Origin of the sequence: Conexibacter sp. SYSU D00693, from assembly GCF_017084525.1 — a bacterium.
Lineage (GTDB): Bacteria > Actinomycetota > Thermoleophilia > Solirubrobacterales > Solirubrobacteraceae > Baekduia.
In genome coordinates, this window is sequence record NZ_CP070950.1 from 3883948 (window position 1) to 3899743 (window position 15796).

General features: G+C 78.1%; 12 protein-coding genes. All 12 read left to right on the top strand.

The window, feature by feature from the left end:
* Positions 1–122 precede the first annotated feature (122 nt).
* The 12 genes from JUB12_RS19230 to JUB12_RS19285 all read left to right on the top strand — a co-directional run bounded on the left by JUB12_RS19230 (position 123) and on the right by JUB12_RS19285 (position 15796).
* Positions 123–1430, top strand: a complete 1308-nt coding sequence (locus tag JUB12_RS19230; RefSeq protein WP_205697056.1) for an MlaD family protein — start codon at positions 123–125, stop codon at positions 1428–1430.
* Complete coding sequence (locus JUB12_RS19235; RefSeq protein ID WP_205697057.1) at positions 1427–2767, top strand: MlaD family protein; 1341 nt, start codon at positions 1427–1429, stop codon at positions 2765–2767. The genes JUB12_RS19230 and JUB12_RS19235 overlap by 4 nt, the downstream gene beginning before the upstream one ends.
* Positions 2767–4164, top strand: a complete 1398-nt coding sequence (locus tag JUB12_RS19240; RefSeq protein WP_205697058.1) for an MlaD family protein — start codon at positions 2767–2769, stop codon at positions 4162–4164. Before JUB12_RS19235 ends, JUB12_RS19240 begins: the two co-directional genes overlap by 1 nt.
* A complete protein-coding gene (locus tag JUB12_RS19245) occupies positions 4161–5600 on the top strand; it encodes an MlaD family protein (protein ID WP_205697059.1) in 1440 nt (479 codons plus the stop codon). The genes JUB12_RS19240 and JUB12_RS19245 overlap by 4 nt, the downstream gene beginning before the upstream one ends.
* On the top strand, positions 5597–6943 hold the full coding sequence (locus JUB12_RS19250; RefSeq protein WP_205697060.1) for an MlaD family protein: 1347 nt from the start codon (positions 5597–5599) through the stop codon (positions 6941–6943). Before JUB12_RS19245 ends, JUB12_RS19250 begins: the two co-directional genes overlap by 4 nt.
* Positions 6940–8397 (top strand): MlaD family protein, encoded by a 1458-nt coding sequence (locus JUB12_RS19255; RefSeq protein ID WP_205697061.1) that lies wholly within the window; start codon positions 6940–6942, stop codon positions 8395–8397. The genes JUB12_RS19250 and JUB12_RS19255 overlap by 4 nt, the downstream gene beginning before the upstream one ends.
* A complete protein-coding gene (locus JUB12_RS19260) occupies positions 8394–9137 on the top strand; it encodes a hypothetical protein (protein ID WP_205697062.1) in 744 nt (247 codons plus the stop codon). Before JUB12_RS19255 ends, JUB12_RS19260 begins: the two co-directional genes overlap by 4 nt.
* A 236-nt stretch (positions 9138–9373) precedes the next feature.
* Positions 9374–10252, top strand: a complete 879-nt coding sequence (locus JUB12_RS19265; protein ID WP_205697063.1) for a universal stress protein — start codon at positions 9374–9376, stop codon at positions 10250–10252.
* Complete coding sequence (locus tag JUB12_RS19270; protein WP_205697064.1) at positions 10242–10781, top strand: GNAT family N-acetyltransferase; 540 nt, start codon at positions 10242–10244, stop codon at positions 10779–10781. The genes JUB12_RS19265 and JUB12_RS19270 overlap by 11 nt, the downstream gene beginning before the upstream one ends.
* Positions 10782–10833: 52 nt before the next feature.
* Positions 10834–13161 carry a phosphoketolase gene (locus tag JUB12_RS19275; RefSeq protein ID WP_241004323.1) on the top strand — a complete coding sequence of 776 codons (2328 nt, stop codon included), beginning with the start codon at positions 10834–10836 and terminating at the stop codon, positions 13159–13161.
* A complete protein-coding gene (locus JUB12_RS19280; RefSeq protein ID WP_205697066.1) occupies positions 13158–14270 on the top strand; it encodes an acetate/propionate family kinase in 1113 nt (370 codons plus the stop codon). The genes JUB12_RS19275 and JUB12_RS19280 overlap by 4 nt, the downstream gene beginning before the upstream one ends.
* Positions 14267–15796 (top strand): bifunctional aminoglycoside phosphotransferase/ATP-binding protein, encoded by a 1530-nt coding sequence (locus JUB12_RS19285; RefSeq protein ID WP_205697067.1) that lies wholly within the window; start codon positions 14267–14269, stop codon positions 15794–15796. Before JUB12_RS19280 ends, JUB12_RS19285 begins: the two co-directional genes overlap by 4 nt.

Consider the following 15796-nt stretch of genomic DNA (forward strand, 5'->3'; position numbering starts at 1 on the left):
GACGGTCGTTCGACGGCGAGGGACGGCGGTCCTGCCCCGATGGGCGGACTGGACGGACGTCGTATGCGACGCGCCCGGCGCGCTGCCGATGAGGGGCCATCGTGGTCGCCAGGGTCTGCGCGGTGACAGCGGTCGCGCTCGTCGGCGCGGCCCTCGCCGTCACGCTCCTGGGCGGCCGCGCCTCCGACAGCTACGTGGTCCGCCTCGCGGACGCCGGCCAGCTCGTGCGCGGCGACCAGGTCAAGGTCGGGGGGCGCCCCGTCGGCGAGGTCCGTGGGGTCGCGCTCTCCCGCGACGGCGGCGCCGACGTGCGCTTCAGCGTCGACGAGCCGGTCGCCCCGTTGCGCCACGGCACGCGCGTGACGGTGCGCGCGACGTCGCTGACCGGCGTGGCCAACCGCTACCTCGAGCTCGCGCCGGCCTCCGCCGGTGCGCGCGAGCTGCCGCCCGGCAGCCGGCTGCCCGCGAGCAGCGCGCGGCCCATCGTCGAGCTCGACCAGGTCCTCAGCGCCTTCGACCCCGCGACGCGCGAGGGGCTGCGCCGGGTGCTGCGCGGCGGGGCCCGCCAGCTCGAGGGTCGCGGGGACGAGGCCAACGCCGCCGCGCGCGTCGTCGACCCGGCCCTCCAGGCGGTGCGCCGCCTCGCGCAGGAGGTCGCCGCCGACGGCGACGAGCTGGGGCGCTTCGTGCGCGCCGCGTCGGGTGTCGTGCGCGCCGTCGGCTCGCGGCGCGCGGCGCTGTCGCGCTCGGTCGCGCAGACCGCGACGACGCTGGAGGCGGTGGCCGGCCAGGACCGCGCCCTCGCCGCCGCGCTCGACACGGCCCCGGCGACGCTGCGGTCCGGGACCGCGACGCTCGCGGGGCTGCGCGGCGCGCTGCCGGACCTCGATCGGGTGCTCGACGCGGCCGACGACGCGGCGCCGACGCTCACGCCGTTCCTCGCGCGCCGGCTGACGCCGACGCTGCGCGCGGGCGCGCCGGTGCTCGCCGACCTGCGGCGCGTCGCCGCGGCGGCCGGCGCCCGCAACGACCTCACCGACCTGCTGGAGCGCGCCCCCGCCGTGGCGACGACCGCGCGCCCCGCGCTGCGCGACACCCGAGCCGCCCTGCGCGACGGGCTGCCGATCCTGCGCTTCGCCCGGCCCTTCGCGCCCGACCTCGTCGGTCTGGTGCGCGACCTCGGCCAGTCGACGGCCGCCTACGACGGCAACGGCCACTACGCCCGCGTCCAGCCGGTCTTCAACGCGTTCAGCCAGCAGGGCGGCCTGCTCTCGCGGCGCCCGGACGAGGACCGCCTCGCCGGCTTCGAGACGCTGCAGGTCCTGCGCTGTCCCGGCGGCGCCGCCGCCCGCGGCGACGGCAGCGCGCCGTGGCGCGACGTCGACGGCGCCCTGGACTGCGACCCGTCGGCCACGCCGGGGGCGCGATGAGGCGCCTGGCCCTCGCCCTCCTCGTGGTCGCGGCAGGCGTCGCGGCCGTGGCGGTCACCGTGGCCGGGGGCGACGGCGCCCGCGACGACGGCGCCTACCGCGTGCGCGCGGTGTTCGCCAACGCCTTCGCGCTGGTCCCGGGCCTCGACGTCAAGTCCGCGGGGGTGCCGGTGGGCGAGGTCGAGCGCCTCGAGGTCACCGAGCACGGCCACGCCGCCGTCGTGCTGCGCATCGACGCCCCCGCCGCGCGCCCCTTCCGCGCCGACGCGACCTGCCGCATCCGCCCGCAGTCGCTCATCGGCGAGCGCTACGTCGAGTGCACGCCGACCCAGGCGCGCGCCGAGGGCGGCACCGTCGCCCGCGCGCTGCCCGCGGTCCCCGCCGGCCGGCCCGGTGCCGGCGAGCACCTGCTCAGCCTGGCCCGCACGACGAAGCCCGTCGACCCGGACCTCCTGACGAACACCATGCGCCTGCCCGAGCGCGAGCGGCTGCGCATCGTGCTCGACGAGCTCGGCACCGGGCTGGCGGCGCGCGGGGACGACCTGCGCGACGCGCTGCACCGGGCCGACCCCGCGCTCGCGGCGACCGACCGCGTCGCCGACGTGCTCGCCGGCCAGACCCGCGCGCTCGAGCGCCTGGCGCGCGACGCCGACGCCGCGCTGGCGCCGGCCTCGCGCGATCGCCGGGACGTCGCGGCGTTCGTCCGCCACGCCGCGCGCACGGCGACCGTCGGCGCCCGCCGGCGCAGCGAGCTCGAGGCCGCGACGGCCAAGCTCCCGGGGCTCCTGCGCGAGCTGCCCGCGACGCTGGCGACCGCGGGCGCGCTGGCCCGCCGCGCCACGCCGGTCGTGCGGGACCTCCACGCCGCCGCGCCCGGGGCGACCGCTGCCGTCCGCGGCCTGCCCGCCCTGCTGCGCGAGGGCGCCCCGGCGCTGCGGCGCGCCGGCGCGGCAGCGGACGTCGTGCGGCCGGTCCTCCCGCGCGTGGTCCCGGTGCTGCGCGAGCTGCGCACGCTCGGGCGCACCGTGCAGCCCGTCGCAGGCGACCTGCGCGCGCTGGCGCGCTCGCTCGACGACACCGGCGCGATCGGCCGGCTCGTCGACTTCGCCTTCTTCTCGGTGATGTCGGCCAACGGCTACGACGAGGCCGGCCACTACCTGCGCGCGGGCCTGCAGGTCAACGCCTGCTCGACGTACGTCACCGAGTCGACCCCGGACTGCATCGCGACGTTCGCGGGGCGCGGCAAGGCCCCGTCGACCACGGCGACGCCGGCCCGTGCGACTGCCGCGACGGCCGCGGACGACCGCCTCCTCGACCTGCTCCTGGGGGACGGGTGATGCGCCGGCCGACCGGCGCCGTCGCGGCGCATCCGGTGCTCGTCGGCGCGGTGACCGTCCTCGTCGCGGCCGTCGCCGTGCTCCTGGCCGGCGGTGCGAACCGCGGCCTGCCCTTCGTCCCGGCCTACGAGCTGCGCGTCGAGCTGCCCGACGCCGCGGGCCTGACGCCGGGCGCCGAGGTGCGCCTGGGCGGCAGCCGCGCCGGGACGCTCGACCGCCTCGAGCCGGTCGCCCGCCGCCGCGGGGGCACCGCGGCCGTCGCCGTCCTGCGCCTCGAGCGCCGCTTCGCCCCGCTGCGCGAGGGCACGACGGCGGTCGTCCGGCCCCGCTCGCTCCTCGGCCTCAAGCAGGTCGAGCTGACCGCTGGACGCACGGGCGCGCCCCTGCCCGACGGCGCGACGCTGCCGGTCCGCCAGGCCCGCCCGCAGCCCGTCGAGCTCGACGAGCTCCTGGGCACCTTCGACGACGCGACGCGGCGCAGCGCGACGGCCAGCCTGCGCGAGCTCGGCACGACGCTCACCGGCCGCGGTGAGGACCTCAACGCGGCGATCGCCGGTGCCCGCGGCCTGCTCGACCCGCTGCGCGCCGTGAACGCGCGGCTGGCGGCACCGCGCGCGCGGCTCGCCCGGCTGGTCCCCGCGCTCGGCCGCGTCGCCGCCGAGGTCGCGCCCGCGGCCGAGGCGCAGGCCGGCCTGCTGCGCGGTGCCGCCCGGACGTTCGCGGCGCTCGACCGCGCGAGCGCGGCGCTCGACGACACGCTCGCCCAGGCGCCGGCCGCGCTCGACGCCGCCGTGCGCGACCTCCCGGTCCAGCGCCCGCTGCTGCGCCGGCTGTCCGCGCTCACCGACGACCTCGCCCCGGGCGCCCGCGCGCTGCGCGGCGCCGCCGGCGACCTCGAGGCGACCGCGCGCTCCGGACCCGGTGCGCTGCGGGCCTCGCGCAGCCTCTGGGCCGGCCTGGAGCCCACCGCCCGTGCGCTGGACGCCTTCGCCGGCGACACGCGCAGCACCATCGGCCTGCGGGCGCTCACGGGCCTCGCCGACGCGGCTGACCCGCTGCTGGCGTCGGTCAGCCCGGCCCAGACGACGTGCAACCTCGTGACGCTCCTGCTGCGCAACACGGCGTCGCTGCTCTCCGAGGGCGGCAGGACCGGCACCTGGCAGCGCTTCAGCATCCTCGCCACCCCGCAGGGTCCTGACAACGAGGGCGGCTCGGCGGCCGCTCCGGCCAACGGCCCCGGGGTCGACAACCACCTGCACAGCAACCCGTACCCGCACACCGCGGGGCCGGGGGAGCCGCGAGAGTGCGAGGCGGGCAACGAGCCCTACGTCGCCGGCGAGACGGTCATCGGCAACCCCGCCGGCACCCAGGGCTCCACCGAGGAGGCCGGGCGATGAGGCGCCGCGGCATGGAGCCGGTCCTCGCGGGGCTCCTCGTGCTCGGGCTCGTCGTCGCGGTCGTGACGGCGTGGATCATCACCTCCTCGACCACCGCCGGGCCGCGCATCCAGGCCGTGGTGGCCAAGTCGGCCAGCCTGCGCGCGGGTGACCCGGTGCGGATCGCGGGCGTCGACGTCGGCGAGGTGGACGCCGTCGCGCCCGGGCCGGGCGCCAGCGACACCCGGCTCACCCTGCGCCTCGACGAGGACGCGCCGCTCGTGCGCGGCGACGCGCGGCTCGCCGTCCGCCCGCGCCTCTTCCTCGAGGGCGGCTGGTTCGTCGACCTCCAGCCCGGCTCGCCGACCGCTGCGGCCCTCGGCGACGCCACGCTGCCGCGCTCGCGCACCGGCGTCGCCGTCCAGCTCGACGAGGTGCTCAGCGCGCTGCAGGCCGACCCGCGGCGGTCGCTCGGCGCGCTCGTCCGCGGCTGGGGGACGGCGCTGACCACGCGGCCGACGGCCGCCGAGGACCGCACGTCCGCACCGGAGTCGCGCGGGCAGGACGCAGCCGGCTCGCTGAACGACGCGCTCGCCGACGCGCCCATCGCGCTGCGCGACGGCGCCGTGGCCGCCGAGGCGCTGCGCGGCCGTCGCGCCGGCGACGCGGCCCGCCTCGTGGCCGGGCTCGAGCGCGTGGCCTCCGGCCTCGGGCGCGACCGCCGGCGCCTGGCCTCGCTCGTCGAGGGCTTGGACCGCACGACGGCCGCCTTCGCCGCCCGCCGCACCGCCCTGGCCGACGCGGTCGCGCAGCTGCCGCGCACGCTCGACGTCGCCGGCACCGCGCTGCGGCAAGTCGACCGCGCGCTGCCGCCCGTTCGCGCGCTGGCGCGCGCAGCCACCCCCGGCCTGCGCGCGGTGCCCGCCGCCGTGCGCGCCGCGACGCCCTGGGCCGCTCAGGCCCGCCGCCTCCTCGCCCCCGCCGAGCTGCGCACGCTCGCCGCCGACCTGCGGCCGGCGTCGCGCGACCTCGCGCGGACCACGGCGTCGAGCGCCGGCCTGCTGGCCTCCGCCGGGCGCCTCGCGCGCTGTGCCACGCGCGTGCTCATCCCGACCGCGAACACGCCGATCGACGACGGGGCGCTGTCGACCGGCGTGGCGTCCTACAAGGAGCTGCTGCACGCCGCGGTCGGCTTCACCGGCGAGGGGATGTCCTTCGACGGCAACGGCACCTACGTGCGCTTCCAGCCCGGCGGCGGGCCGCACACCGTCGCCATGGCGCCGCGGGACGCCAGCGGCCAGGAGCTCTTCGGCCACACGCCCCTCGAGCCGCTCGGCACGCGTCCCGCCTTCACCCGCGCGACGGCGGCGGTCGACGCCTCCGGGCGCTGCGAGGACCAGCCGGTGCCGACGCTCGCCGCCGCACCGGGTCCCGCCGACGGGACGGCCGCCCGATGAGGCGGCTGCTGCGCGACCACCGCGGCGACGTCGCCGCCGTCCTCGGGCTCGTGCTCGTGGCGCTCGCCGTCGCCGGCTACGTCACGACGAACCAGCGGATGACGCTGCCGTCCTGGGTCCCGCTGGCCGGCGACGACCGCGTCGTCCTGCGCGCCGTGCTCGAGGACGGCAAGTCGCTCGTGCCCGGCCAGGGCCAGGCCGTGACGGTCGCGGGCGTCGAGGTCGGCGAGGTCACCGGCGTCGACCTGGAGCGGGGTCGTGCGCGGGTGACGATGGCGCTCGACCCGGACAGGGCGACGCTGCACCGGGACGCGACCGCGGTCGTGCGCCCGCGCACCGGGCTCGAGGACATGGTCGTCGAGCTCGGCGTCGGCACCCCGCGGGCCGGCCGCCTGCCAGAGGGCGCCACGCTGCCGCTGAGCCAGACCACCTCGGGCGTCCAGGTCGATCGCGTCCTCGCGATGCTCGACGCCGACACGCGGGCCCGCCTGCTCGCGCTGGTGGGCGCGGGCGGCCGCGCGCTCGAGGGCGACGGCGCGCGCAGCGCCTCGGCCACGCTGCGGCGCTTCGAGCCGCTGGCCCGCGACGTGCGCGCGATCGCGACGGCGCTGGCTCGCCGGCGCGCCGCCGTGGCCGGCGTCGTCACGCGGCTCGGCCGGCTGGCGTCGACGGTCGGTGAGCGCGACGACGACCTCACGACGCTCGTCAGCGCCTCCGACGAGGTGCTCGCGGGCCTCGCCCGCCAGGACCGCGCGCTGCGCGCCTCGCTCGACGCGCTGCCCGGCGCGCTGCGCCGCTCGCGCGGCGCGTTGCGCGACCTCGGCACCCTCGGCGCCCAGCTCGAGCCGGCCGCCCGTGCGCTGCGGCCCGCCGCTGCCGGCCTGCGGCCCGCGCTCGACGCCGTCGCCCCGTTCGCGAAGGCCACGACGCCCGTGGTGCGCGACCAGCTGCGCCCGCTGGCGCGCGAGGCCCAGCCGGCGGTGCGCACGGCCCGGCCCGCCGCCCGCGCGCTCGCCTCCGCCACCCCGGACCTCCACAGCGCCGGGCGCGTCCTCGAGGAGCTCTTCGACACGCTCGCGGGCGACCCGGCCGGCGAGGACCCTGCGCCACTGCACTGGCTCGCCTGGGGCGGCCACCTCGCCGCGAGCCTCGTCGGCACCCAGGACGCCCACGGCCCCGTCCGCCGCGGCCTGCTCATGACGTCCTGCTCGTCGCTCGCCGTCCTCGAGCAGATCGGCTCGGTGAACCCGACGCTCGGGACGCTCGTCTCCCTGCTCGACGCGCCGACGCAGGGCGAGGTCTGCCCCGACGCGGCCCCCACGACCGCGGAGCCGGCGCGTTGAGGCGCCAGCCGATCTCCCGCGGCCAGAGCGCCCTGATGGCGGGCTTCTGCCTCTCGTGCGCCGCGTTGCTGCTCTTCCTGTGGTCGTCGTTCGGCGGCGTCGTCCCGCTGCGCCCGCACGGCTACCGCGTGCAGGTCGCGCTCGCCGAGACGGGGACGCTCGGGCCGGAGGCCGACGTGCGGATCGCCGGCGTCACCGTCGGGCGGGTCGTCGCGATGGAGCCGACGGGCGGGCGCACCGTCGCGACGCTCGAGCTCGACGACCAGGCCTCGCCGCTGCCGCGCGACGCCCGCGCGACGCTGCGCCAGAAGACCGTCCTCGGCGAGGCCTACCTCGAGCTGTCGCAGGGCTCGCGCCGCTCGGGCACCGTGCCCGAGGGCGGACGCCTGCCCGCGGCGTCCGTCCGGACGTCGGTCGAGTTCGACGAGGTCCTGCGCGCGTTCGACCCGCGCACCCGCGCCGCCCTGCGCCGCTGGCTGGACGAGCAGGAGCGCGGCACCGCCCGCCGCGGCGCCGACCTCAACGCGGCGCTCGGCGACCTGCCCGGGACCGAGCGGGCGCTCACGGACCTCCTCGACGCCCTCGACGGTCAGGGCCGGGACCTCGGCGCGCTGGTGCGCGACACGGGCACGGTCTTCACCGCGCTGGGGGAGCGGCGCGGCCAGCTGGCCCGCCTCCTGCGCGCGGGCGACCGCGTGTTCGCCGCCACCGCGTCGCGCACCGATCAGCTCGCCGCGACGTTCCGCGCGCTGCCCGCCCTCGAGCGCGAGACCCGCGCCGCGCTGCCGGCGCTGGCCGCCTTCGCGCGCCGCCAGGAGCCGGTGGTCGCCCGCCTGCGGCCCGCCGCGCGCCAGACGTCGTCGGCGCTCGCGGCGCTGCAGGCGGTCGCGCCCGACCTGCGCGGCGCGCTGACCGCGCTGCGACCGCTGAGCGCCGCCGCGCAGGACGGCCTGCCCGCGGTGCGACGCCTGCTCGCCGACCTGCGACCCGCCCTCGGCGACACCGACGCGCCGCTGGCCCAGCTCGAGCCGCTCGTGCGTCACATCGCGCGCTACCGCCGCGAGGTCACGGCCTTCCTGGGCAACGCGACCGCCGCCACGCAGGCCACCGCGCCAGACGCCTCCGGGACGCCGCGCCACTACCTGCGCACGACGAACCCGATCAACCCCGAGGCGCTCGCGGCGCAGTCCTCGCGCCTGCCGACCAGCCGCGCCAACCCGTACCCCGCGCCGGGCGCCGGGGCGGCGCTGGCGCGCGGCCTCGCGACCGCCTCGTCGTGCGGCGGCACGACCCCCGCCTTCGCCGGGGGCGCCCTCGACGCGCTCACCGGCGCGCTGGCCTCGACGCTGGACGCGCTGACGCTGCAGGGCGGCTCGCCCGCCGCGCCCGCGTGTCGCGTCGACGGCCGCGCCTTCCCCCACGTCACCCCACGGCCGCTGGGTCGCGTCCCATGACCCCGCGCCACTACCCCACCACCAGGAGGACCACCATGCGCATCCCCGCGCTCATCGTCGCGACGGCCACGCTCGTCGCGGCCCCGGTCGCCATCGCGGCGACCAAGGACCAGGGCATCGACGCGTCCGTGACGTCGTCGAAGGCCGGCACCGCCAAGAAGCCGCGCAACGTCGGCATCAACGTCGTCCTCACCACGCCCGCGCCCCCGGCCGGCAAGCAGTTCGCGACGCAGCGCGCCGTGCTCTCGCTGCCCAAGGGCCTGAAGTTCAACGGGGCGAAGTTCCCCGAGTGCACCGCCGCCAAGCTGCAGTCCGGCGGGGGCGCGGCCTGTCCCGCCGGCTCGAAGGTCGGCAGCGGCAGCGCCAACGCGGTCGCCCTCAACGGCAAGATCAACGCGGCCCTGACGGTCACGGCCTACAACGCCGCCAAGGGCAAGAAGCTGCTCCTGCACGTGCAGGGCTCGCAGCCGATCCAGATCAACTCGATCCTCGAGGGCACGCTGAAGACGAAGTCGTCGGGCGCGACCCTCGACGTGCCGATCCCGGCGAACCTCAAGTCGATCGCCGGCGCCCAGCCGACGCTGACGCGCTTCGCCACGAAGATCCAGGCGACGCGCAAGGGCGTGGGCTACGTGCAGAGCACCTCGTGCCCGGCGGGTGGCTGGAAGTTCGGCGCGAACCTGTCGTTCACCGACGGCGACACCGGCGCGGACACCGACACGGTGGCCTGCAAGAAGTAGCCGCGGAGGTGTGGGACGGGCACCCTGCCCGTCCCACGCCCGCTCGCAGGTCGGCGGCGCCGAGGACCAGCATCCCGGTCGCCGCCACGGTGCCCAGCAAGGGCACGGCTCGCCGCGCCGCAGCCGGGGGGAGGGCGAGCTCGAACAGCGGCACCTCGTCGTCCCGTAGTCCCTACGGACCCGGTCGCGTGGCCGGCACCGACGACCGGCACGCGTCACGGCGAGATCGTGGGTCCATGACCACCCAGCCGCCCTACCGCAAGGTCCTCGTCGCCGTCGACGGCCGCCCCGGTGGCCAGGACGCGGTCGCGCTCGCGCGTGTCCTCGCCGCCCCGGACGCGGAGCTCTGCCTCGTCCACGTCTGGGCGCTCGGCGCCACGCTGCTGGTCGACCGGACCGAGGAGTCCGACCGCCTGCTGGAGCGCGAGCGCCGGCTGGCCGGGCTCGAGTGCCCGATCCGGTCCTTCGGCTCACCGACCACGCTCGTCGGCCTGCGCGAGCTCGTGCGCACCGAGCGCGCGGACCTCGTCGTGCTGGGGGCGTCGCACCGCTCGCCGCTGGGCCGGCTGGTGCTGGGGAGCGTCACCCGCTCCGCGGTCCACAAGCTCGGCTGCGCCGTGGCCGTCGCGCCCCGCGGCTACGCCGACCACCCGGGGTCGCTGAAGACCATCGGCGTCGGGTTCACCGCCACCGACGACTCGTGGCCCGCGCTCGACGCCGCGCGCGACCTCGCCCGCGTCCACCACGCCGAGGTCCGGGCCATCACGGTCGTCCCGCCGCCCCCGGTGATGGCGTCGTCCCCAGCCGCGCCGATCCTCGCGGCCGGCCTGCGCGAGCGAGCCGTCGAGGACGCCCGGCGCCGGCTCGACACGCTGACCGACGTCGACGGCCGCGTCGCCCTCGGCACCGCCGCCCCCGCCCTGCGCGTGTTCGCGACCGAGGTCGACCTGCTCGTCCTGGGCTCCCACGGCCGCGGCGCGATCCGTCGACTCGTCCTGGGCAGCGCCGCCGACGCGGTCCTGCACGACCTCCACGCGCCGGTCCTCGTCCTGCCCCAGGTCGCCGGGGACGTCGAGGCCGGCACGCCGGTCGAGGAGGCCGCCGGTGCGCGGTGAGCCCAGCCGGCTCGTCGCGCTGCGCGACGGGTCGGTCGCCCTGGTCCGCGACGTCGTCCCCGACGACGAGCGTGGCCTCGACGAGCTGTTCCGCGCAGGGATGGGCGTCGAGGCCCGCCAGCGGCGCTTCTTCTCGGCGGCGGTCGCGACCGCCGCGATGGCGCGAGCCGCGGCGCTGCATGCCGCAGACGAGGTCGGGCTCGTCGTCGAGCAGGACGGCCGCCTCATCGCCCACGCGATGGCGGTGCCGCTCGACGGCGAGGACGCCGAGGTCGCGTTCGCCGTGGCCGACGACCGCCACGGGCTAGGCCTCGCCACCCTCCTGCTCGGCAGCCTGGCGCGTCGCATGGACGCCGCGGGGGTGCGCCGGCTGCACGCGGACGTGCTGCCGGGCAACCAGGCCATGCTCGAGGTCTTCGAGCATGCGGCGCCGGCGGACGAGCAGACGGCGCGCGGGTGCGTGCACGTGACGCTCGACGTCGATGAGGTGCTCGCCGGGCTCGCGGGCCAAGCGGCGGTGGTCGCGTGAGCCCACGCAGCATGGCCCTGGTCGCGGCGGGGCTCGCCGCCGGGAGCGCCTCGTGAGCGCCCTCGCCGCACCCGCCGCGCCGGAGCCGGACCTCGACCCCGCCGAGCTCGAGCAGCTCCTCGGGTGGTGGGCGGCGGCGAACTTCCTGTCGGTCGCCCAGGTCTACCTCCGCGACAACGTGCTGCTGCGCGAGCCGCTGCGTCCCGAGCACGTCAAGCCGCGGCTCGTGGGCCACTGGGGCACGTGCCCGGGGCTGAACCTCGTGCTGGCGCACGCGCAGCGTCTCGTCCGGCGCACGGGCCAGGAGACCCTCGTGGTCGCCGGCCCGGGACACGGCGGGCCTGCCGTGATCGCCAGCTCGTGGCTCGACGGGACGTGGTCCGAGCGCCACCCCGACATGAGCCCGGACGCCGCGGGGCTCGAGGCGCTCGTCCGCGCCTTCTCGGCACCGGGGGGCGTTTCCAGCCACGCCGGCCCGCACGTGCCCGGGTCGATCAGCGAGGGCGGTGAGCTCGGCTACTCGCTCGTGCACGCCTTCGGTGCCGTCTTCGACGACCCGGACCTCCTCGCCGTGTGCGTCGTCGGCGACGGCGAGGCGGAGACGGGACCGCTCGAGGGCTCGTGGAAGTCGGTGCGCTTCCTGGACCCCGTGCACGACGGTGCCGTCCTGCCGGTCCTGCACCTCAACGGGCTGAAGATCTCCGGCCCCACGGTCCTCGGCCAGGCGCCCCGTGAGGAGGTCGACGCGCTGCTGCGAGGCCACGGCTGGGACCCGCGGTGGGTCGAGGGCGACGACCCGCGCGCCGTGCACGCCGCCTTCGCCGCCGCGCTCGACAGCGCGCACAGCGACATCCACGAGCTGCAGGCGGCCGCGCGCGAGCGGGGAGCGACCGAGCGCCGGGCGTGGCCGGCGATCGTCCTGCGCACGCCCAAGGGCTGGACGGGCCCCCACGAGGGCGAGCCCGCCTCCCACCAGGTGCCGCTGAAGGCTGCCCGCACCGACGCGCGCGAGCTCGCCCAGCTCGAGGCATGGCTGCGCAGCTACCGCCCGGAGGAGCGCTTCGACGACGGTGGCCGCCTGGTGGCGGAGCTGCGGGGGCTCGCGTCCGAGGGCGACCTGCGGCTGGGGGCGCTCGCCCAGGCCGACGGCGGCCGGCGGCTGCGACCGCTGCCGCTGCCCGACAGCCGGCGCCACGCGGTCGACGTGCCGCAGCCGGGGACCGTCGTCGAGGAGGGCACCCGTCCGTTGGGGCGCTTCCTGCGCGACCTGCTGGCTGCCACCGCCGACCGGCGCGACTTCCGGCTGACCTGCCCCGACGAGACGGCGTCCAACCGGCTCGACGACGTCTTCTCCGTGGAGGGCCGAGCGCCGCACGGGCGGGTCATGGAGGTCCTCTCCGAGCACCTGTGCGAGGGCTGGCTGGAGGGCTACCTGCTCACCGGCCGCCACGGGCTGTTCGCCACGTACGAGGCCTTCGCGATGGTCAGCGCCTCCATGCTGGTCCAGCACGCCAAGTGGCTCGACCACGCCAGCCGGCTGCCGTGGCGCGCGCCGGTGGCCTCGCTGAACGTCCTGCTCACCTCGACGTGCTGGCGCAACGACCACAACGGCTTCAGCCACCAGGGTCCCGGCCTGGTCGACGCCGTCCTTGCGCTGCCTGGGGGCGTGACCGGGGTGTACCTGCCGCCGGACGCCAACTGCCTGCTGCACGTCGCCGAGCGCGCACTGCGCAGCCGGGGGCGGGTGAACCTGCTCGTCGCCGACAAGCAGCCGCATCTGCAGCTGCTCGACTGGGAGGCCGCCGCCCGCCACTGCGCCGCGGGCGCGTCGGCGTGGGCGTGGGCGAGCACCTGCAACGGCGACGACCCGGACGTCGTGCTGGCGTGCGCGGGCGACGTGCCGACCCAGGAGGCGCTGGCCGCGGCCGCGCTGCTGCGCCGGTGGTGCCCGGAGCTGCGGCTGCGCTTCGTCAACGTGGTCGACCTCCTCGCGCTCCTCCCGCCCGGGGCGCATCCGCACGCGCTCGGCCGAGACCGCTTCGAGGCGCTCTTCGGTCGCGACGTCGAGACGGTGTTCGCCTTCCACGGCCACCCGCGGGCGGTGCACCAGCTGCTGCACGGCCGCTCGCGCCCCGAGCGCTTCCACGTCCGCGGCTTCGACGAGCACGGCACCACGACGACGCCGTTCGACATGGTGGTGCGCAACGGCATGAGCCGCTACGACCTCGCCGCGCTGGCCCTGCGCCACGCCAGGCGGGTGCCGGCCGGGGCGCGAGAGCTCGAGCGCCACTGCCGCGAGGTGCTCGAGCGCCACGCGAGCTACGTCGTCGAGCACCTCGAGGACCTGCCCGAGGTCCGCGACTGGCGGTGGACGCCGTGAGGGTCCTGACCGTCGACCTCGGCTCCTCCAGCCTCAAGCTGCGCGTCGTGGGCGCCGACGGGCTGGTGCTCGCGGCGCGCGACCTGCCGGCGGCCGGCGGCGCAGGGATGGCCCCCGAGGCGCTGCGCCTCGCGGTCCGGCCGCTCGGCCCGTTCGACGCGGTCGCCCACCGCCTCGTGCACGGCGGCCCGGAGCTGCGCGCGCCGGCGGTGGTCGACGACGCGCTCCTGGCGCTGCTGGACGACCTGCGCGACCTCGCCCCGCTGCACCTCCCAGGTGAGCTGTCGCTCGTGCGGGGACTGCAGGCGCTGCGCCCGGAGGTCCCCGCGGTCGTCTGCTTCGACACGGCGTTCTTCGCCGAGCTGCCGCCCGCGGCCCAGGAGCTCGCGCTCCCGCGCGTCTGGGTGCGCCGTCACGGCCTGCGACGCTTCGGCTTCCACGGCCTGGCGCACGCCTCGGCGGTGCGCGCGGCGGCCGAGCTGCTCGGTCGTCCGCGCGACGGCGTGGGCCTCGTGACCGCCCACCTCGGTGCCGGGTCGTCCATCGCCGCGGTCGAGGGCGGCCGGCCCGTGGCGACGAGCATGGGCTTCTCGCCGCTCGACGGCGTGGTCATGGCCACGCGCCCGGGCAGCCTCGACCCCGGGGTGGTCGTCCGGCTGCTGCGCCGCGGCGTCGGCGTCGACGCCCTCGAGGACGGGCTGCAGCACGAGTCCGGGCTGCGCGGGCTCTCGGACCGCACGGGCGACATGCGCGAGCTGCTGACGCTCGTCGACGCGGGCGACGCAGGCGCCGCCCAGGCGGTCGAGGTCTGGGTCGCGCAGGTGGCCGCCGGCGTGGCCGCCGCCGCCACCGCCTTGCGCCGGCTCGACGCGGTCGTCTTCACCGGCGGCATCGGCGAGCACTCCGCGCGCCTGCGCCGCGCCGTCCTGAGCCGGCTCGGGGCCCTCGGGGTCCCCGCCGACGCGGCCGGCGAGGAGGGCCAGGCGCCCGACGCGGTGCTGTCGGCGCCCGACCGCCGCGTCGCCGTCGTCCGCGTGGCCTGCCGCGAGCACCTCGAGCTCGCGCGCGCGGCCCACGACCTCCTCGTCGACGCCGAGGTGCACGCATGACCATCGTGGCCGAGCCGCTGGCCCCTTCGGGAGCCGAGACCGTCGAGACGCTGCTCGCGCGCGTCCATCTCGTGGGCGACCGGGCGTACAAGCTGCGCCGGGCGATCCGCACGCCGTTCGTGGACCAGCGCACGGCGGAGGTGCGCCGCCGGCTGTGCGACGAGGACCTGCGCCTCAACGAGGAGCTCGCGCCCGGCGTCTACCTGCGCGTGCTCGCGGCCGTCGAGCGCGACGGCGAGCTGCGGCTCGTCGCGCCCGACAGCGCGCCCCCGGCGCAGGTCGTCGACCACGCGGTCGAGATGCGACGGCTGGACGCGGCCCGCGCCCTTCCGGCGCTCGTGCGACGCGGCGCGGCCCACGGCGACCTCGCCGCCGAGCTGGGCGCGCGCCTCGCCGGTTTCCACGGCGGTGCGGCCCGCGCGCCCGAGGGCGCGACCGACGTGTTCGAGCGGACGGTCGCGCTGAACGGCGCCGAGCTCGCGGCGGCAGCGCGCGGCCTGGTCGCGCCGGCGGTCGTCGACGACGTGCGGGCGCTGCTGGACGACGGCCTGTGGACGCGGCGCGCCGAGCTGGAGGCGCGCGAGGCGTCCGGGCTGGCCGTCGACGGCCACGGCGACCTGCGCGCCGAGCACGTGTACGCGTGCGCGGACGGCCTCAAGGTCATCGACCGCCTCGAGTTCGACCCCCACCTGCGCCACGGTGACGTCGCGCTCGACCTCGGCTTCCTGCTCATGGACCTCGAGCGCCTCGGAGCGCCGGGCTTCGCGCGTGATGTCCTGACCGCCTACCGGGCGGCCGGCGGGCACCCCGGCGACGACGGGCTGCTGGCGCTCATGGGCTGCCACCGGGGCCTCGTGCGCGCGAAGGTGGCGCTGCTGCGGGTCGCCTCGGGGGCCCAGTCGCGGGGCACCGGGGTCGCCGAGGCGGAGGAGCACCTCGAGCTCGCGGCGCGTCTGGCCTGGCGCGCGCGATGGGGAGCGACCGTGCTCGCCGTCTGCGGCGCACCGGCCTGCGGCAAGTCGACGCTCGCCGCGGCGATCGCCGACCGCACCGGCTGGCGGGTGCTGAGCTCCGACGTGCTGCGCAAGGCCGCCCGCGGGCTGGCCCCCACGGACCGCGCCGGACGGGAGGCCTACGGCGAGGCGGCGACCGTCGCGGTCTACCGCGAGCTGGGCCGCGCCGCGGCCGAGGCGCTGCGCGACGGACGCGGGGTCGTGGTCGACGCGACCTTCGCCCACCGTGCCTGGCGCGAGGCGTTCGTGGATGGCCTCGGACGGTGCGCGCCGGCGACGCGCTTCGTCGAGTGCGTCGTGCCGCACCGCGAGCTCACGCGCCGCGCCGTCGCGCGCGTCCTCGATCCCGCGAGGGTCTCGGACGCCGACGTGACGACGGCCGTGACGCTCTCGGCGGGCTTCCAGGCCCTCGAGGAGGTCCCCGCCGACCAGCACGTGCTCCTGCGCGCCGACCGCCCCACCGCCGCGCTCCTGCGCGAGCTCGAGCGGCGGCCGTCAAGCCTGACGAGCTGA